The organism is Virgibacillus necropolis (assembly GCF_044793635.1).
GTDB lineage: Bacteria > Bacillota > Bacilli > Bacillales > Amphibacillaceae > Virgibacillus_F > Virgibacillus_F necropolis_A.
Map to the genome: position 1 here is coordinate 1880512 of NZ_CP084992.1, position 19970 is coordinate 1900481.

The following is a 19970-nucleotide window of genomic DNA, read 5'->3' on the forward strand; positions in this document are numbered from 1 at the left end:
CTACTTCCTTGCCACGTCCAGCTTCGACGCCCATTGCCTACGCTTTTACTATTGGCCTTTTTCGTAAGTTTAGTTGCTTTTCATCTTCATAGTTGATATAAAATGCGACCTAACCAAAAGTCATGTTCAGTGCCCTGCGACCGCTACGGAAAAATCACTTCGCTTTCCCGCAGGAGTCTCCGTGTTTTTCCTCCGCTAACATGGTGTCTGGAAGCAGTACCATATAGCCCCTTTCACTATTATGGCAGTTGATTGGAGCTGCGGACAGTTGACTCCTGCGGGAACAGCACGAGTCTGAAGACCCCGCAGCGGTGGGCTTCCGCGAGGAGGCTGAAGCCGTGCCCGCGGAAAGCAACTGTCCGCAGCGGAAATCAACCAGCAGTTACGCCGCATTATATATCTATTCTCTTAATAGCAACAACCTTTACGAAAACAATCTTTAATTAAACAACCCCTTAAAGAAGTTACTTAACGCTTGGAAAAACTCACTAAAGAAATTTGCGACTTTGGTCCAGAATCCTTCATCTAATCCTAGCTCATCCACTTTATCTTTAATCGTATTTGTTAAGTCCTCCAGTTGATTTTTCACTTTATCAAAATCAATATTTAAATCACGCATTTTGTTAAAAAGATCTATAAGCATTTGGCGATCCGCTTCGCTTAATGAAATGTTTAACTTACTTAATTGATCTTCAACAATTTGTTGTACCTCTTCTTTTGTTGCTGGGTTTTGTTCCGCAATATCTTTTTTAATTTCAGTTAAAAGCTCACTTACCTTTTCCTGACTTAGCCCATCTTTTTTGGCAAGATCAGTTGCAACCCCAAGCTCCTCATTAGCAAGTTCCATCCGTTCTTTATCTAACTCAACACCTTGTACATCATACGCTTTATAGATTCCAGTAAGCGCAGAATGCCCACTAACTTTAACAGGTGATGCGACATCTACCGTTGCGTTCTCCACACCTGCAGTTAACAAGGCGTTTGCATACATTTCACTTGTTACTTCTGTAATATTATCAGGAGTTTCTATATTAATTGTTAAACCTGCGCCTTCTTCCTCGCGCACAATTTTAGCCGATGAAAACATACGAGCATCAGGGTTTCCGTTAATATATTTTGCTGCATCGTCACCAGTTATTGTATATTCTTCTACCGTTTCATCATTTTTTACATTTAACAACTCACGGACTTCATTTTTTTGTGCGTCAGATAAATTAGCACCCAACACAAGAATTGGAACACCTAACTTTTCATTAATACTGGTTGTTGCGTATGTTGGCTTGGATACACCAATTATTAAGACAAAAGCTACTACTAGCATCATTGCAATTTTTATGGATTTCATCATTATTTATGTCACTCCTTCTTATTGCTTATTTTAACACATTCTTCCTTTTAGTGAACCTGAGCATATACCTTTAAAATTACATCGAACTTCTATATATTTAGGGTACCGAAATAAAATGCAAGAAAGAAGGGATTTATCATCACTGATCAAAATCCTATTGTAAAACGCAACTTAATCATTATGTGGTTCTCAAATTTTTTCATAGCTGGAAGTATGACCATGATACTTCCATTTATATCCTTATATATAGAAACGTTCGGTAACTTTTCCGATACCTATGTACAAAGTTGGTCAGGTTGGATCTTTGGTATTACATTCGTATCAGCTTTTATTTTTTCACCCGTCTGGGGCAGAATTGGTGATAAATTTGGACGCAAAAAAATTCTAATCATATCTGGCCTTGGATTAGGCTTATCTGTATTATTAATGGGGTTTGCCACTTCCGTATGGCAGCTTTTTTTATTGCGCTTGTTTATGGGAATCTTTACAGGATTTATCCCAACCTCACAAGCAATGATTGCTACCCAAACTCCTAAGAAAATTGCTGGGAGTGTTCTTGGCACTTTACAAACCGGAAGTATTACGGGTTCACTTGCAGGACCACTACTTGGTGGTGCGTTAGCAGACATCTTCGGTTATGCAACGACATTTAAATGGACGTCTATTGCGGTATTCTTGTCTGCATTCATTGTTTTATTTGGAATAAAAGAACTGCGAATGAAATTTTCCGACGATGAAGAGTATACGGCCTATTCAAGTAAACAGGTTTTATTGCATATTGTCCGCCACCCAGTATTGCTCATCGTCATGTTAATTTCCATGCTTGTTCAAGTCGCTCATTTCAGTATACAACCAATATTATCGTTATATGTTGCAGATATACATGGAACAGCCAGTATTGCCTTGTTTTCAGGTATGGCTTTTTCCGCAGCAGGCCTTGGCAATTTATTGATGGCAAAACGCTGGGGCAGTATTGGTGACCGATTTGGTTACGTAAAAATAATGATCTTCCTATTATTTATGGCTGGTATAGTTTATTTCCCCGGGGCGTTTGTTACAAACATCTGGCAATTAATTGTGCTTCGCTTTTTACTTGGAATATCGATAGGCGGTATCATACCGGTTCGAATTGCTTACATTCGACAAGAAGCACCACTTTCCATGCAAGGTGAAGTACTCGGATACAACACAAGCCTTCGTTTCTTAGGTAACGTAATCGGTCCTGCACTTGGCGGAATGTTAGCTGGTTTCTTCGGATTTTCGGCTGTGTTTTTTGTAACAAGTGGTTTGCTAGTACTGAGCGGTGTTATCATGTTGGTAACTTGGTATCGTCACGAATACGGAGGAAAACTTCAGCAGGCGTTTTCATCGCATCGTAATTAGGAATTCGTGAGCCGATGGGGCCGGGGTGATCGGTTGTGGCTCTTCTTCCGATCGGCCATCCAATATCCAGCAGTCTTTCATGATTGAATTTGTAGCCTGAATGTGCTACAACTAACAGAGTTAAGAATAATATTTGTAAGAAAGAAAGTGATAGCAATGGGTATAGTCATAGTCGACGTTTGCGACGGAAATGCCATCACTACTATTAATATAGAAGAAATTATTGAGAAAGAATTTCCGGAAGTTGCGGTATTGATGAATGAATGCCTGTCATTTTGCGGGTTGTGCCGACTTAAGCCATATGCGTTAGTTAATGGAAAACGCGTTTCCGGCAACACACCTGAAGAATGTTTAGATAAAATAAGAGAAGCAATAAGAAAAGAACTAGCTGTTTATGAGTAACAGCTAGTTCTTTGTTTACTGGTTTCTTCTATTATAAACTTGCCTGATAAATTTTTTCCGAGTCTTCTTTATTAAGCTTCTTAAAGTTTCCATATTCTGCACGAACCTGAACAGTTTTTCCTGCCATGGTTTCAACTGTGCTTTCATCAATATCGTAATCTGCAAGTTTATCTGGCGCACCAATGCTATTCCAGAATTCACGTAGCTTCGAAATTCCTTCTTTTGCAACGTCGCGGTCTGATTTCCCTGATGGGTCAACGTCAAATACACGAACAGCTAGTTGCTTAAAGCGAGCGACATTTTCGTCCAGCACATGGTTCATCCAGTGCGGGAATAGGATTGCGAGTCCGCCACCATGTGGAATATCATGAACTGCAGATACCGCATGCTCCAAGTTGTGTGTTGCCCAGTCTCCCTGATATCCCATGTTCAGCATATCATTGAGTGCTAGTGTTCCACTTAACATGATTGTTTCGCGGTACTCATAGTTATCCGGTTCATCCAGTAATTTTGGAGCAGTTTCAATTACTGTTCGTAAGATTCCTTCACAAAACCGATCTTGAATCGGAGTATTCGATGTATGATGGAAATAATGCTCCAAAACATGCGACATGATATCCACCATGCCATATACCGTTTGCACGCGAGGTAAAGACATCGTATGTGTTGGATCTAAAATGGAAAACTTAGGACTTGTGTGTGGGGATCCCCAGCCATGTTTTTCATTCAATTCCCAATTGGTAATAACAGAACCACGATTCATTTCAGAACCAGTTGCCGCAATTGTTAAAACTGTTCCAAACGGTAGTGCGTCTGTTGCTTGTTCTTTCTTCGTTACAATATCCCAAATGTCAGCGTTGGATTTTGCACCTGCAGCAATTGCCTTTGTACAATCAATCGTACTTCCTCCACCAACTGCAAGTAAAAACTCGATTCCTTCTTTTTTACAAATCTCAATTCCTTTGCGCGCGGTTGTAACGCGAGGATTCGGTTCCACACCAGACAACTCGTGTACCTCTGCACCAATCTCGTTTAATTTTTCCATTACATTATCATAAATGCCATTTCGTTTAATGCTTCCTCCACCATAAACGATTAACACTTTTTTTCCGTATGTTGGAACCTCTGTCGTTAGAGCGTCCAATTGCCCTTTACCAAAAATCAATTTTGTTGGATTATGATACGTAAAATTATTCATGTTATATTAACTCCCGTTCTTCTTTCGTGTAAACAACGACATCCATTTCCACTAAAACATCTTTAGGCAAGCGACTAACCTCTACTGTCGCACGTGCAGGATATGGCTTTTCTAAATACGAACCATATAATTCATTTACTGTACTAAAATTGTTCATATCATTGATAAAGATTGTAAATTTCGCAACATGTGAGAAATTTGTATCCGCTTCTGCTAATATCGATTTTAAATTATCCATTACCTGTTTTGTTTGTGCTTCGATGCCTTCCACCACTTCTCCTGAGGAAGGGTCAATTCCGATTTGCCCGGAGACATATAAAAAGTCCCCTGCTTGAATTGCTTGTGAATACGGCCCAATAGCTTCTGGGGCATTTTTTGTATGTACTTCTTTTAACATTTACAAAAAACCTCCTTGTTTCTTTTATGTCATTATAATCCTTCTTTATTAAAAACCGAAATAACTCGATTTACTCATCACTTATTTTCTCACGCATCGCCATTATATCCTGCACATAATAAATATCCCCATAACAAGCATTTATTTCCCGTGCACCTTCACGTAAACATCTGAACTTGGCTTTATTAGCAGCATTTTGATACATTTTTTGAGAGAAATCAATGGCTACCTCCTGGGTGTATTTCCCCTGATTTTCCAATGCGTATTCAATAAATCCTCTACCAAAATTATAGGATTGAATCGCCAGGTGCAAATCACCTTCTGCATCATGTAGGGTTTTGGAAAAATAATAGACTCCCTGTTTAATAGAAATTTCCGGGTCTTTAATACAATTTCTTTCCCCACAATAACTTTCGGAGGATTGCATGGGATCGGTTCCACGTCCACCAGATTCCTGCATCATCATTGCAAGCAAGATATCCACATGATTTTCAATATCATATTTTTTTGCATACTTTTCCACAAGTGGTTGGTACTGTTTTACTTCATCACTTAGTATATCTTCATCTACCTTGAATTCTGTTTGTGCTAAAAGCGAGATAATAACAAGTAATCCAATGATTGAACCCGTTGTAATTAACGTATTGCGGATTGCTATTTTTGTTTTACGTCTCATGTTGTTTTCAATCCTTTACTAACTTGATCGATAATCCTACGATATTTCCATATAACATGTGTCCGATAAGCCAATAGGAAAAGGCAGTTCCATCCATAAGCTCTGGGGTTCTATTGGAAAAAACCGTAGTACCCCATAGTAACATACCAACTATTATATTGATGCATATATAAATGGAAGGTTTTTGATGTAGATTATAGTGCTTCAAGCTATAGTAAAGTAAGATAACGAGAATTATAGATATACACACATGCAGTGCGAATTCTGTTAACTCGTTCCAGTTCCATGTATGAATAACAGGAAAATAATCAACGTTGAGTAAAAGTGTATAAACCATTTCGCCAGTAATTGATTGAATCAGTTTGAAAACATAACCAAAGATGATGCCAGATATAATACCAATACCACTTAGTAATATAATTTTATTCATAAGTTATCCCCAACTTATTAGTGTATATGTGAATTTTTTTACCGTATTTCGTACTAGAATTTATGTTCTGCACAAAATATTGAGTTATCCTCAGCCTTATCCACAGGTTGTGAATAAGTTTTATACTATGTCCACAGATCTATAGTTTTCTACACACATCAATCATCAAGCTCTAACCCAAGCTGATCTGTTTCCTCTGTATCTTTTCCGATTAACGATGCGAGGATATCCACAACTGGATCTTCATTCACTATCGACCCTACTCCTTGGCCTGCCCATAGAGATTGAAACTCGGAGACGGCAAATTCTTTAGCCGCCCCGCGAATGTCTTTCGTTAATTCGTTTTGGATTGGAAAAGGCAATATTTCACAATCACTTGTCTCCACCTCTTGAATAAAACGATTAAATACAGCCCGTGCTGGCCTTCCTGAAAAAGCACTAGTAATAACGGTATCCACAGACGAAGCTTTCATTAATGCCCGTCTGTACGCACTATTTGTTCCAGCTTCCTTTGCAACTAAAAATTTAGTACCAAGCTGAACACCAGCTGCCCCCATCCTTAAAAGCGCGTCAATTTGTCCGTTATTTGAAATTCCACCGGCAGCTACAACGGGTACATCAAGGTTGTACAAAAATTCCTGAACCAAGGAAAGTAAGCCAACATTGCATCCATTTGGATATTTATTTACATCAAAAGTACCTCGATGTCCCCCCGCTTCAAAACCTTGTGCTACAATGATGTCATATCCTGCTTCAACTAATTCGTTTGCCTCATCCAAATTAGTCGCCATGCCGATTAATTTGACATCATTCTTTTTCAGACGCTCAATTAAAACAGACGAAAGCACACCAAAAGCTGTACTAACAACCGGTATATCCTGCTCAATAACGACATAAACCTTTTCCTGTAAATAATCATAAACTTTCACAGATTGCTTTCCCGGATCAATTTCTAGTTCATTTCGATATTTTTCCAAAAAATGCTGCATTGGTGCCACATCACTGGAAAACGATTCTAGGTTTGCAGCAAATAAATTTACCGCGAATGGCTTGTCTGTTAATTGTTTTACCGCTTGGATTTCATTCCTTAAAGACGAAGCACTCATATAGCCAGCTCCAATCGTCCCAAGCGCACCGGCATTTGCCACCTCAGCGACCAATTTAGGAGTTGTAATTCCTCCCGCCATTCCTGCTTGAATAATTGGTATATGTAGATTGATAGTTTCTAATAGCTTACCCATGCTGCATCCCCTCCGATTCATCATATCTTTTATAGTAAACATACCACAAAAACGGACAATTATATGCGAATATTGTATTAAATTATTAACCCTAATATTTTATGGTAAAAATTTCCTCCACTTATTGGACATATAATAGGTACTTTTGTCAACTTTCATATCTTTCCTTCTTGACAATATTAAGAAAATTCCGTACCATAGTAGGGATTAAAGTTGTCTGTCGTTAAATATTTCGTTAATTATGACATTTTAATAATGTGGATGTTTTTTGAGGCTTACTGTACATTTGTAGCTAAATATGGAGGCGGATATAGGAATGAATTTCCAACTGATGGAAGCTACTATTCATGAACTAATCAGTGATACTATCGATCATTTTTCGATCTATATCCACACCAAAGACGGGGATATTTCAATTAATGCGCATGAACCAAAACGAGCAGCTGGTACAATAAAAATTCCAATTCTTATTGAAGCATATCGCCACTTAGAGTCAAATATCGTTCAACCGGACGCATTAGTTTATATTGAGAACGATATGAAAGCAGGCGGTAGGGGTGTTATCAATTACTTAACAAACTCTAATGTGTACAGCTATAAAAACTTGTTAGAACTGATGATCATCGTTTCGGATAATACGGCCGCAAATATCATACTTGACAAAATTGGTATGTATACTGTGAATGAACTAGCGACAACCATTGGCTGTGATCACACAAAAATAGGGCGAAGATTCATGGGTCATCAAGATCCTACATTAGATAATTACACGAGCGCCCGTGACATGGTTAGATTTTTACACCTTATAGAAAACCATAACGAAATAGTAACGGATACTAGTAGGAAAGATATTAAAAAAATATTGCTTCACCAACAGATTAATCACAAAATAGCTTCCTACGCTGAACAAAAAACAAATGTAAATATATACCACAAAACCGGCGAGTTGCCAGGCATTGAACATGATGTGGCGCTAGTAACCTATCGAGAAAAGAAAGTCTATATGGCTATATTGTCAGAAAATTGGACCAACAATGGAACAGGTAAAGATTATCTAGCAGATATCGGTAAAATCGTACTAGAATACACAAAAAGTTGATACTTATAACCATTTAATAGAAAAGCAAACAAATACGGAGGTCTACAAATGAAAATTAAAATTGCAGTATTTGGTAGGGAAGAAATAGTTGAGCGAATGAATGATTATGTTGCGGGTGAAGATGATGTTGAAATAATTCCTTTCATCTATTCAAAAACAGTAGAAAATATTGATTTGATTGAGAAAGCGTTTATGTGTGACGTCTATTTATTCGGTGGGTCACTTCCTTATCTATACGCTAAAGAGAAGATTGATAAAAAGCGTTTGCCTGCAGTACAAGTTGCATTTGATGAATATATGATACTGACATCTTTTTATCGATTGAAAAACAAATATAATCAAGCATTAGATCGCATTTCTATTGACGTGTTGGACAAGGAATATGTAGACGATGTAATCAGCGAATTAAATATGGAAGATCAGGAAATATATACCTACAGCTATGGTGAGGACCCTGTATTAGATATTGGAAAAATATTTCATTACCATAAAACACTTTTCCAAGAAGGAAAAATTGATTATGTATTAACTTCAATTGAAGAAGTGGAACAAAGGCTAATTGAAGAAGGAATTCCAACTAGCTGTATGATCATTCCAAAACTAAACCTAGAACACGCCGTTGAAAAGGCAAAGTCAATCGCAACCTTAAACAAAAGCAAGAGTGCACAAATCGTCTCTGGATTTGTACAAATTAAAGAATTTGATAAAATTGTAGCGCAAAAAGGGGAACTTTTAGCACAAGAAATGTTGCTAAAACTCCGTCAAATTCTATTAAAATTCGGTCACCAAACCTATGCATCCGTTCTAACAAATGGAGATAACCAATTCTCCATATTTGGTACGAGAGGCATTCTGGACCACATTACAAACCATTATCGTGATTTTCCATTACTACAGGAAATTGCACGTTCATTAGGTATTCCGGTAGAGATTGGCTTCGGTTTAGGATTGACAGCGAAGCAAGCTGAAGATAACGCAAAGCTTGCACTTGAAACATGCAGCCATTCAGAGGAAAGCAGCTGCTTTATCGTAAACGAGCGAAAAGAAACAATTGGACCGCTTGGTGTGGCTAAACATGTAGATACATCACAGCTTTACCACGCGCTCATTCACCGTGCTAGATTAAATAATGAATTATCCTATAACTTTATTGATTTCATTAACTTGCGAAACAACGAACCATTTTCCGCAAATGATATTGCAAACTATTATCAGGTGACGAAACGCAGTGCAGAACGTACAATACACAAACTTTTAGCGGGAGAAGTGATCCGCGTTATCGGAGAAGAAAAACCATATGTAAAAGGTCGTCCACGTAAGTTGTTTGAACTAACAATTTAGTTTATTGGAACTGTGGTAAACAACTGAAATTGCAAATATATCTATTATAAATGTGAAATTCAGCAATTCAATAATTTTAAAACAGAGCTTTGGGCTTCCCCAGCTCTGTTTTTATGTACAAAAAAATACCCCTTTTATAAAGGGATATTGCGTTATCCTTTATCATTAAATAAAAAACCCATAACTTGTTCAAATAAAGCAACATCATCTGTAATTAAAAAGATTGGTAACAATAAGATGGCAAGTACTACCGCAAGATTTGCAACAAAAAACTTCATAAATCCTTTTGCAATTTTCTTCATTTGTTACATCCCCTTTTTATTCACTATTTTCCCGTTATGCCTTACTACAAATTATTTTTGACGGCTGAACAGGGAAGTATACCTTGCGTGATATATCATCATACGCAATTTCCTTTTTTTAGTTGACGAAGCCTCCTCCACCAATTAACCAACAGGATGAATTGGTACTCTTATTTTATCAGATAAGTGCGAAAAATTCAGGTGTTTTTTTAAAGGCTGTTTTCGTAAAGATTGTTGCTTTCGAGAAAATAAATATATATTGCGACGTAACTTTAAGTTTATTTCCAAAGACATGTGCTATTGCTACCGTCCAGGATCGCTCCGGGCGGATGCTTTCCGCGGGCACGGCCTTAGCCTCCTCGAGAAAACCACTCTGCGGGGTCTTCGGACACGTGCTGTTCCCGCAGGAGTCACCGCCCGGAACGATGCTGGACTGGTAAAGCTATTTAAGTAAGAATTCTTTGTCACTTCTTTCAATTAATGAATGCTGTTATTGGCAACTATTATACCAGCAGCCAGTATACACGAAGACTCCTGCGGGAGGACAGGCATCGGTGAGACTACGCAGTGCGCTAGCACAAGTAGGCTCACCAGCCGCCCGCGGAAAGCGAAGTGTATACGGGCTGCGGCTGCCTAAGTAACTTGTTTCCATTATCAGTAATACAGATCTAACATAGATAGAAGTTACGTCGTAGAGTTTATATCAACTATGCAGATGAAATAGCAACAATGCGTACGAAAAGAGCCTTTAACAAAAAAAGCCATGTGCATATTGAAATGCACATGGTTGTTTAGATACTTAATAATTCTCTTATATCACTCTCGCTAAGGCTGGATAACATTTGTTCACCAGGCTGAATTACTTGATCAATTAATTCACGTTTCTTTTGTTGCAGTGCGTAAATTTTATCCTCAATTGTTCCTTTGGTAACCATTCGTATGACCTGGACAACCTTCTTTTGTCCAAAACGATGAGCACGTCCTGTTGCCTGATCCTCTACTGCTGGATTCCACCATAAATCATAAAGAATGACTGTATCCGCACCTGTTAAATTCAAGCCTGTTCCTCCCGCTTTTAACGAGATAAGAAATACACTTTTTTCTCCATTATTAAAACGTTCACTCATTTGCACGCGTTCCTGTGATGGGGTTTGACCATGCAAATAAAAATAGTCGATTCCATCCTCTTCTAGCTTTTTCTTAATAATATCATGCATGCTTGTAAACTGTGAAAAGATCAACATTCGCTTTCCACTTTCCGCTGCATTGTTAACTGTTTCCATTAACTGCTCTAACTTACCTGACTTTCCTTCGTAATTTTCAATAAACAAGGATGGATGACAACAAATTTGCCGCAGACGGGTAAGACCTGCTAGTATCTTCATCCGATTTTTGTTAAAGTCCTGATTACTAAGGCTTTGAGCTGTTTCTTGTTGAAGCTCACGTAAATAGCCAACATACAGTTCCTTTTGTTGTTTGGTTAATTCGGAAACATGAACGGATTCGATTTTGTCTGGAAGCTCTTTTAATACATCCTTCTTCAACCGTCTTAAAATAAATGGCTTCGTAAGCATGGCAATTTTAGAATTGGCCAGTTGCTTGAAGTTCCGTTGACTTGGCATTAAACCTGGCAAAATAACCTGGAAAATCGCCCACAATTCTTCAATGGAATTTTCAATCGGTGTTCCGCTTAATGCGAATCGATGTCCCGCTTTAATTTCCCGAATAGCCTGCGATGTTTTCGTCGCATAGTTTTTAATATATTGAGCTTCATCCAAAATCATGGAGTGGAATGTTATATCCTGATAAAGTGCGATGTCCTGCCGTAAAGTAGCATAGGACGTTATCCACACATCATCGTCTGTTTTTGGATCAATCATTGCCATTCGTTCTATTGGACTGCCTGCGATCACACGGACACGTAAATCCGGTGCAAACTTTTCACATTCGTTTTTCCAGTTGTATAATACAGATGAAGGCGCCACAATCAAATGCGGTAGCTCCTGTTTTAACGAGAGCATATAGGCAATACTTTGAATAGTCTTCCCAAGTCCCATATCATCTGCCAAAATGCCACCTAAATGATAACTACTCAGTGACTTAAACCATTGAAATCCCGTCTCTTGATAATTGCGTAGCGAGGCATTTAAATTCTCTGGAATCTCGTATACCTGCTCTTCTGGTGATTTCAGATGATGCAAGAGCTTTCGAAACGTCGGGTCATAGTTTTTCTTCGTATCAATAAGCGCATCAACCTGCGCACCTCTGTAAGCTGGTAACTGGACGCTTCCATCCTGTAGGTCAGTCTTCTTCAAGTCTAATTCCGACATCAACTCTTGAATGGATATAAATTCGTCACCTTCAAGTGATAATAATGCACCACTATCCGTACGGTAATAACGTTTTTTCTCTAAAACCGCGCTTAGGATCTGATTAATTTCATTATCTTCTATTCCATCAATGCTGAATCCTATTTCGAGTAAGTTGTTTGAAGACTCTAATCGTACACTCGTACTGGGAATAGGGTCATTTTCAATGAAAAACTTGCGAATATCTGAAGTCAAAAACAGTTCCACATACGATTCAAACATTGGCAATACATCATATAAAAATTCATACAGAACTTCCTCATCCGCATCGATATATAATTCTTTGCCATTAAAGTGAAAATTAGCATGTTCGATTAACTGCATAATTTGTTGTTCTTTTTCCACGTCACGAATAATCAGGACATCCTCTTCTTTACGTCCATTAAATGGGTCGACCTGGTATTCCCCATAATGATATTCCAATCTACCCGTAAGCCAATCCGCTTTTAAATCAATATATAGTTTTGCCTTTAATGGAACCTGAATAATCTCGGAGGCTACACTTTCAGAAATCTTTACTTCGCCAACCTTTTTTAATGAGGGTACAACCTCTGATAAAAACACATCCGCCTGATCTGCCGGAATTGGCAGATTCGCATTGTCCCTTGATAGATCACTGACCTGTTCCAGCAAAGGTACTTGATCTTTTTTTGGAAAATAAAAAGTACCACTATCGAATAACAATTCATAGTTAGAAAAATACATAGCATCTTGCCTACCTGTTATTGCGAGCGCAAGTTCTTTATTATTACTTTTTTCCAACTTAAACTCAAAAGGAAGTTCATCCTCCACAATCGAAATGTCCTTGAAGACATTCTGTTCGGTATCCACAGCAAAGTCGCGATCAACCAATTTCTTCAATAAAGGTTTCGCAAGCAGTGGAGATATCGAGATGGAGCGTCCTTCTGAAATATGTGTTTGATAGCGGTATAACGAATGGCCATCATATAGCCGTTCATTTTGTACAATGGACATGATGAGCTCGAATAGTTCTAGGTCCTCGTCTGAAAAGTAGTGCAGTTCCGGATTATACGTAAATGTTTTGGTGAAATAATGCTCATGTTCTTGAAACACATCCTGCAAAAACCCATGCATATCTTTCACAACTAAGCGACGTTTTTCCCCTACCTTCAGTTCAAGAAATAACGTATCATTATATGCCCATTTACAAATATACTCTACCTGTAGCTGCTGACGATTAATGCTTAAGCTACTTGCACGCTTTTGTTGCTGTATATCCGTAATCGATTGAATAAAATTCTTTGTCGTTTGAAATTTGTCAACATGTCGTCTATTATCCTGTTCCTTGTGTCTTTTGCCAATTGCAAATAACACCGCAACAATATGTTTACACTGATTGTACGTTCGAAATGCAGCACAGTCACAATAGGCGTCTGAAAGTTCATGTGGCAATCGTTTCGTATTCACTTCCACAAAATAATTTTCACTCCCATAAACCGTAGCCGTCCAAACGTGAAAATTAATATCGTATAATAATTCGGTTACTCTTCCCTGATGAAAATACTCTAGGCCACGTTCATACACCTGGGAAGGAAATAATCGTTGCATATGGAAAATATCATAGCTTTTCAAATCAGGTTAACCCTACCTTCTTGTATTCATTACTTATATTGTATACAAAATATCAATCTTTTTAAACCAAATTGAGCCCCTTTGGTTAAAAGGAACTCAATTTTTCACCTTTTATCATGTTCAGCCCTTTGAAAACTTTCCGTAGTTGGCTGGAATTTTGAAGCTTCACTTTGAACCTTCGTCTTCCCTTTACGCTTATTTTTCCGGAATTTATAAACCACTCCAACCTTAGTCTGCTGGATTTCTTTTACGCCCTGAATGATAAACTGCATCGCATAAATGCTTAGCATGAAGGCTAATAGTACCCAGATGATGAGCCAATATCTCCCTGAAGAAAGAGCGTGCATGGTATTGCCAATTAATCCAGACCATTCGTAGGTGATTGATCTAGGAGGTGAAGGCATCATACCAAAGTCACGGTTTGTACCACCAAAGAAAAAGTTGAATATCCCTAAATGCATAAAGATCAGGAGCACCTGGATAAATTGTTGGCCAAATAAAATGGTCATCCGCGTACCAATATGCGGGAGTATATGCCGCCAAAAGATATGAAACCTGCTACCACCAAGAACCTTCGCACTCATTATAAATTCATAGTTTAATATACGTTTCATTTCATTTCCTAATAACATAGATGTCAGCGGAACAACCAAAACAGTTAAAATAATAATCTCCAGCACAATTCTCTCGGTAAAGGAATAGGCGAATCCACCGAACTGCTCCATCAATATGGGTGCGAGTAATAAATATGCAATTACACTTAACGGCAGAAAGTGTATCGAATCTACCATTTTTTCAATCCAATTTTGTCGTCTCGGTCCAAACGCAAAAGCATAAAACACTCCACCAATTAACCCAATAAATACTCTTAAAACAGCGATGATTATAGCGAATATTAATGTATATTTCGCTCCAATCACTAGCATGTCATAAATACTATATCCCGCACCATCAGACCCTAGTAAAAACGGCTCTGTCGGTGCATGTGGTGGGGTACTTTTAATTGACACCCCATCGTCTTCGTAAAGTATCCCTACTTTGTCGATGTGATTGTCCGTTGTAATAGAATAAATGAGGCTGTAGCTAATTAAACCAATGAAAAATAAACTACCAATTGCGAACTTGTAATTTTTCATGTGGGTTAAAAAGATTTGTATAGGCGCCCATGGTTTGAACCTGTACCAGTTGACATGCTTCATCCCAGTAAACATATTTTTTATATACTGGAAAGGTTGAAAAGAATGCCGCTTATTCATTTTTATTTGATGATTATATAGTGGGTCCTGATTCAACCAAAGATCAATTAACTGGAAAAATAAAAAGAATGGTGTAAACAATAGGATTAGTGCCACGGCTATTGTCATCGGCTGAAAGCTCCCAACGACATAAAACGTGAGACCATGAACATTAAAAATTCGTTCAATAATAAATTGACTTGAGAGTGTTGCCCAAATGATAACTTTTGAATGGTGAAACGTTGTCGGCAAAATGTTTTTCAATACATGACGTAATAGAATACCCATCTTCTGAATGCCTTTGCTTTTCAGGAACCCGACATAATCCTTCAAAAACTCCTCTTCTATCATCAAAAGTATAATCTTAAATAGGGAAACCATCGGCAGAATAGCCAATGTGATTATAGGACCAAGATATGCCTGTTTATCCATATAAGACGCTACTCTGAACAACTCTAAACCATATGTTTTATACACATAAATAACAAACGCCTGCAGAAGTGCTGCAATAACGATATCGGGAATTGACTCTAAAAAGTCCAGAACACGCTTTATTCCCTGCAAGATTTTTTGCGGCAAAAAATTCGCAAAGAACGCGAAAATAAAAGCAAGCGAAAATCCTAGCAATAATGCTCCGAGCAAGATTTTCATGGAATAAATAAATGGCTCCCACAATGTTCCAACAAGCGAAAATTCCCCAGGTGATCGGGGTACTTGATAAACCCAGGAAGCTGGTTGAATGAATGTAAGTAGAAAATCTCCTAACGCCTCAAAATAACCCAAAGGATTTGATAGTCCTGCATCTGCAAAAAATTGCGGAAATACACTTATACAAATAATTCCGAAAACTCCAAGTAAATAAAAAACCCCTACTCTGATGAATTTCATAATTACACCCCAAAAACTCTTTTTCTCTATTATTTACGGTAAGATAAGTCTACTACTAATTGACTAATCTCGCCACCCCACTTATCACTTTTTCGATTTTAATAGTAGGTAAATATATAGAAAGATTGATAGCATAACCGAACCAGCAGAGGTTACATAAATGACACTGTAATCATACATAAAGGCCAATTGACCAAATGTAATTGCCCCAACTCCCACACCTAAATCAAAGAATGAGAAAAATGTCGCGTTTGCCATTCCTTTTCGATTATCTGCAGCCTTATCAACCGCCCATGCCTGTAGTGCTGGTTGTACACTCCCAAAGCCCAAGCCATACATTCCGCCTGCGATTAGCATAACTAGTGTGCTTGGTAACCATGAAAGTAATAGCATGGAACCAAAAATTAATAAAGTTCCTGGAAGAAATACAAAAATATGACCCTTTGAATCATATATTTTCCCAGCAAACGTGCGAGATATCATTAAAAATATCGCAAATACCAGGAAGTATGATTCAATCCCCGGAATTCCTTTTTCCGTTGCATATAGTGGAAGGAAAGATGCGATTCCGCCAAAGCTAACCGTAATAAAGAATAATAACAATGATGGCTGGATTGCTGTTTTTTCAAAAATATCAAATTTAACAGTAACTGTTTTATTTGGTGATTGTTCCACTTTTTTATAACGAATCCTGGTGGATAACAAAAATGCCATAAATCCAAGTGCCGCACAAATCAAAAATAGTTCTTTAAAAGACATTACACCAACAAGTGTCAGACCAAGTGAAGGTCCGAATGCCAAGGCAAGATTACCGGATAGCCCGAAATAGCCCATCCCTTCCCCTCTGCGCTTTGGCGGGATTAGGTCCGTTGCGATTGTTCCTGTAGCTGTTGTTGAGAAACCCCAGCCGATTCCTTGTACCATCCGCATAATAAATAAAAAGAAAATACTCGCGATAAATGCGTATGTACCAACGGATAGAACAAAAACAGCAAGGCCAAACATATAGACAAAACGTCTACCCTTGGATTCCAATGCATGTCCTGCATAAGGTCGCAAAAGTAACGCGGAAAAAGTAAAAATACCAGTTATAAGACCAATTAATTGATCACTGCCCCCGAGTTCCTTCACAAATAATGGAATCGTTGGAAGTGTCATTTGGAATCCAAGAAAAATAAAGAAATTAGCCATGCAGATAAGAACAAAATCCCGTGTCCAGATCTTATCTGGTATAGTAGCCGTTTTTACCGCAGTAGATTGAGTGCTCATCTATGACATCCTTTCTTCGGTACTCGAAATATAAGTATACATGAGCAACGTATGATTGGGAATGGGTATAATTGTTTTTTTTATTTGTGCAACCAGGGCGACGGTTGAATGGCATTTTTGAATAAAATTTATTGCATGAAATTGGTATAAATGACCTACTTAATAACTATATATGTAAGACCACAGTATGAACTGTGGCCGGTAGATAAGCGGTCCCCCCAGGGGAGTCGGCTACTCTATCTAGAATAGACCTCTTCCATTACTTGTCGGGTAAATAGGGAGGTCTATTTTCTATTGATCAGTGTAATGATCAATGCGAGTAAGGTAATCAATAAGGAACCGAATCCAATTAGTACCACCAATACTTCGTATAAACTCACAAGGCACCACCTCCATTCGGAAGGCTAGCCTGACACATCCCTAAAAGAACTTTATCTATTAGTAGTATATTAATCTCCCTTCCTCAAGGGAACGTACATTCACACATAATGCGTGTCCATTTTTCTAAAGCTGTTGAAGAAACAAATATAAACCTGTAAAAAGCAACAGGATATATGTCATGATTCGAAAAAATTGTTGGTTAATCCGTTTAAACAAAAGCTGCCCGATGATTAACCCTACGATTACCATTGGTAGTCCCTCAAGGCTGGAAATCCATATAAGTTTGGTGGTCCCTGCAAAAATAATTTGAATTACCAGACTTACAAAATAGATAAATAAATAAAAAGCTAAGGTAGTTGCCCTCAGTGCTTCCTTAGATGTATTTGTCCCGGAAAAATACAATAATATCGGTGGACCCGGTATCCCAATACTAGTCGTAAAGGCACCTGAAAATCCACCAATTGTAAAGTCTCGTTTGTTTGTTTGGCTTATTCGATAGTTTAAGATTAGTAATAACGTTAAAACCAAAATCAACACACTTACACATAACTTTAACAGCGTCATATCCAGGAGAAGGAAAATCGTTATCCCAATTGGCAAGCCTACTAAACTCCCAAGTATAAAGCGTTTCAAGATTGCAAAGTCTACATCATGTTTTATTTTTGAAATAAGAGCAAGCGATATAACCAAGGATAGAATTAGGTTAATTTGAATGGCTTCCCGTGGTTCAAAAAGCAATAGAAGAAATGGGGTAGCCATGATTGAAAACCCAAACCCTGTACTAGTTTGAAGAATCGAAGCAACTAATATTATGATGAAAAAAATGATGAATGTATCCACGAAAACACCTGCTATGCTTGTAATTTGAGTCTACTGACTAGTTTAACATGACGTAAACTTTATGTCCTGATTAAAATTGGAGCTTGAATAAAAGCGCTACACCAACGTAGCGCTTTAGTTTATTTTATAGCGGGAAACCCACCAATCAGCTGTTCATAAGCGTGACTTGCTCGTAATACTAGTCCATCGTTGAACCTATTCCCAGCTAGCTGCATGCCAATAGGTAATCCGCTTTTAGTAAATCCTGCCGGGATGGATGCGGCTGGTAAACCAGTCATATTATATATATGTGTCATCATCCAATCTGAATCCGCTTCAATTTTCTTTCCTTCAATTTCTTCCGGCCCTAATAAATGATAATCAAATGCTGGAACCGAAAGCGACGGAGACATCACAAGGTCATACGTCTCAAAATGTTTTTGAAGCTCCCTCCAAACTATTGTCCGCTTCTGCTGGTAACCAATATATTCGCTTGTTGGGATATCAAACCCACGTTCAATCATCGTTTGGTAGGACGGTGTTAGTAGTTCAGGAACATCCCGCAACATTGATGCCCCGCCAGCCGCTGCTGCCGCATACCATGTATTTTTGAAAAATCCCAGGAATTGATGAAGCGTCATGCCGAAATCCATTGATACTTCTTCTACTACTGCCCCTAGTTCCTGCCACTTTTTCACTTGTAGATCGATTACTTGTAATACCTCTTTATCCACCGTATACATGCCAAAATCTTTTGTATAGGCTATTTTTATACCATTCAAGTTACCTTCCACCTGATTGACTAAATTCTCATCAAACCTAGGCAATGAAAATGGATCTGTCGTCGATGGCCCTTGTGTTACATCAACGAATAAAGCTGCATCCCGGACCGTTTTTGTCAACGGACCATGATTCACGAATGGATTGTTCGTGCCGAATGCGTTGACTAAACTGTTGTCCATTGGGATTCTTCCATATGATGGTTTAAATCCATACACTCCACAAAAGCTTGCCGGGATACGTACCGAACCTCCCCCATCACTTCCTTCAGCAAACGGAACCATATTAGCTGCAACTGCAGCAGCTGAACCGCCACTAGATCCACCTGCTGTTTTTTCTAGATTCCATGGGTTTTTCGTTGCGCCAAACAACAGATTATCTGTCGTTCCTTTATGACCAAAGTCAGGTGTATTGGTTTTCCCTATTATAATGGCACCAGCCGCTTTTAAGCGCTCCACTACTGTTGCATTACGGTCAGGTACGTTATCACCAAAAACCTTTGTTCCAAAAGTGGTTCTAATCCCCTTTGTAGGTGTTAAATCTTTAATTCCAACAGGTACACCATGTAAAGGTCCGAGTTTTTTTCCATCCACGACCTCTCGTTCTGCTTGTTTTGCCTCGTCCATCGCATTTTGATTTATTGTTACAAATGCATTAACTTGATCATTTTGACTTTCTATTTGATTCATATAATAGTCCATCACCTCAACAGGTGAAAGGTCTTTTGTTTTAATTTTTTTTGCTAGATTGTCTGCTGTATGATTTGCAGTCACTATGGCACCTCATTCCTTCAAGTTGAGTAGAATCAATTGTATCATT

Annotated in this window: 17 protein-coding genes; 4 read left to right on the forward strand and 13 right to left on the reverse strand. The window is 38.3% G+C overall.

Going from position 1 to position 19970, the window contains the following annotated elements; all coding sequences use genetic code 11:
• Positions 1–439: 439 nt before the first annotated feature.
• On the reverse strand, positions 440–1348 hold the full coding sequence (locus LG329_RS08880; RefSeq protein ID WP_404456127.1) for a DUF1002 domain-containing protein: 909 nt from the start codon (positions 1346–1348) through the stop codon (positions 440–442).
• Positions 1349–1528: 180 nt separating this feature from the next.
• Here LG329_RS08880 and LG329_RS08885 point away from each other — a divergent pair, with 180 nt between their 5' ends.
• Together LG329_RS08885 and LG329_RS08890 are read left to right on the forward strand one after the other, a co-directional pair.
• A complete protein-coding gene (locus tag LG329_RS08885) occupies positions 1529–2731 on the forward strand; it encodes an MFS transporter (protein ID WP_404456129.1) in 1203 nt (400 codons plus the stop codon).
• Positions 2732–2887: 156 nt separating this feature from the next.
• Positions 2888–3133: a DUF1450 domain-containing protein gene (locus tag LG329_RS08890; RefSeq protein WP_404456132.1), complete on the forward strand. Its 246-nt coding sequence runs from the start codon at positions 2888–2890 to the stop codon at positions 3131–3133.
• A gap of 31 nt (positions 3134–3164) precedes the next feature.
• Here LG329_RS08890 and LG329_RS08895 read toward each other — a convergent pair whose 3' ends face one another.
• From LG329_RS08895 to LG329_RS08915, 5 genes are all read right to left on the reverse strand, one after another.
• The gene (locus LG329_RS08895) at positions 3165–4331 is read right to left on the reverse strand and encodes an iron-containing alcohol dehydrogenase (protein ID WP_404456134.1); all 1167 of its coding nucleotides are present in this window, start codon (positions 4329–4331) and stop codon (positions 3165–3167) included.
• Position 4332: 1 nt separating this feature from the next.
• A complete protein-coding gene (locus tag LG329_RS08900; protein WP_404456137.1) occupies positions 4333–4728 on the reverse strand; it encodes a RidA family protein in 396 nt (131 codons plus the stop codon).
• 70 nt (positions 4729–4798) lie between these two features.
• Positions 4799–5404 (reverse strand): lysozyme family protein, encoded by a 606-nt coding sequence (locus LG329_RS08905; protein ID WP_404456140.1) that lies wholly within the window; start codon positions 5402–5404, stop codon positions 4799–4801.
• 7 nt (positions 5405–5411) lie between these two features.
• Positions 5412–5834: a hypothetical protein gene (locus LG329_RS08910; protein ID WP_404456143.1), complete on the reverse strand. Its 423-nt coding sequence runs from the start codon at positions 5832–5834 to the stop codon at positions 5412–5414.
• Positions 5835–5992: 158 nt separating this feature from the next.
• Entirely contained in the window at positions 5993–7075 is a 1083-nt protein-coding gene (locus LG329_RS08915) for an NAD(P)H-dependent flavin oxidoreductase (RefSeq protein ID WP_404456146.1), read from the reverse strand.
• 316 nt (positions 7076–7391) lie between these two features.
• Between LG329_RS08915 and LG329_RS08920 the strand changes: the two genes are divergently transcribed.
• Positions 7392–8174, forward strand: a complete 783-nt coding sequence (locus LG329_RS08920; protein WP_404456148.1) for a serine hydrolase — start codon at positions 7392–7394, stop codon at positions 8172–8174.
• Between the two features lie 48 nt (positions 8175–8222).
• The gene (locus LG329_RS08925; protein WP_404456151.1) at positions 8223–9515 is read left to right on the forward strand and encodes a hypothetical protein; all 1293 of its coding nucleotides are present in this window, start codon (positions 8223–8225) and stop codon (positions 9513–9515) included.
• Positions 9516–9667: 152 nt separating this feature from the next.
• On the opposite strand, the gene LG329_RS08930 is transcribed toward LG329_RS08925, so the two are convergent.
• The 7 genes from LG329_RS08930 to LG329_RS08960 form a co-directional block, all read right to left on the reverse strand.
• On the reverse strand, positions 9668–9817 hold the full coding sequence (locus tag LG329_RS08930; RefSeq protein WP_404456154.1) for a hypothetical protein: 150 nt from the start codon (positions 9815–9817) through the stop codon (positions 9668–9670).
• Positions 9818–10608: 791 nt separating this feature from the next.
• Positions 10609–13779: an SNF2 helicase associated domain-containing protein gene (locus LG329_RS08935; protein WP_404456157.1), complete on the reverse strand. Its 3171-nt coding sequence runs from the start codon at positions 13777–13779 to the stop codon at positions 10609–10611.
• A gap of 104 nt (positions 13780–13883) precedes the next feature.
• A complete protein-coding gene (locus LG329_RS08940; RefSeq protein ID WP_404456160.1) occupies positions 13884–15902 on the reverse strand; it encodes an ABC transporter permease subunit in 2019 nt (672 codons plus the stop codon).
• A gap of 84 nt (positions 15903–15986) precedes the next feature.
• Positions 15987–17171 (reverse strand): MFS transporter, encoded by a 1185-nt coding sequence (locus LG329_RS08945; RefSeq protein ID WP_404456163.1) that lies wholly within the window; start codon positions 17169–17171, stop codon positions 15987–15989.
• 284 nt (positions 17172–17455) lie between these two features.
• On the reverse strand, positions 17456–17551 hold the full coding sequence (locus LG329_RS08950) for a putative holin-like toxin (protein ID WP_404456165.1): 96 nt from the start codon (positions 17549–17551) through the stop codon (positions 17456–17458).
• Between the two features lie 124 nt (positions 17552–17675).
• Positions 17676–18392, reverse strand: a complete 717-nt coding sequence (locus LG329_RS08955; protein WP_404456168.1) for a sulfite exporter TauE/SafE family protein — start codon at positions 18390–18392, stop codon at positions 17676–17678.
• A gap of 119 nt (positions 18393–18511) precedes the next feature.
• Positions 18512–19924: an amidase gene (locus LG329_RS08960; RefSeq protein ID WP_404456171.1), complete on the reverse strand. Its 1413-nt coding sequence runs from the start codon at positions 19922–19924 to the stop codon at positions 18512–18514.
• Positions 19925–19970 lie beyond the last annotated feature (46 nt).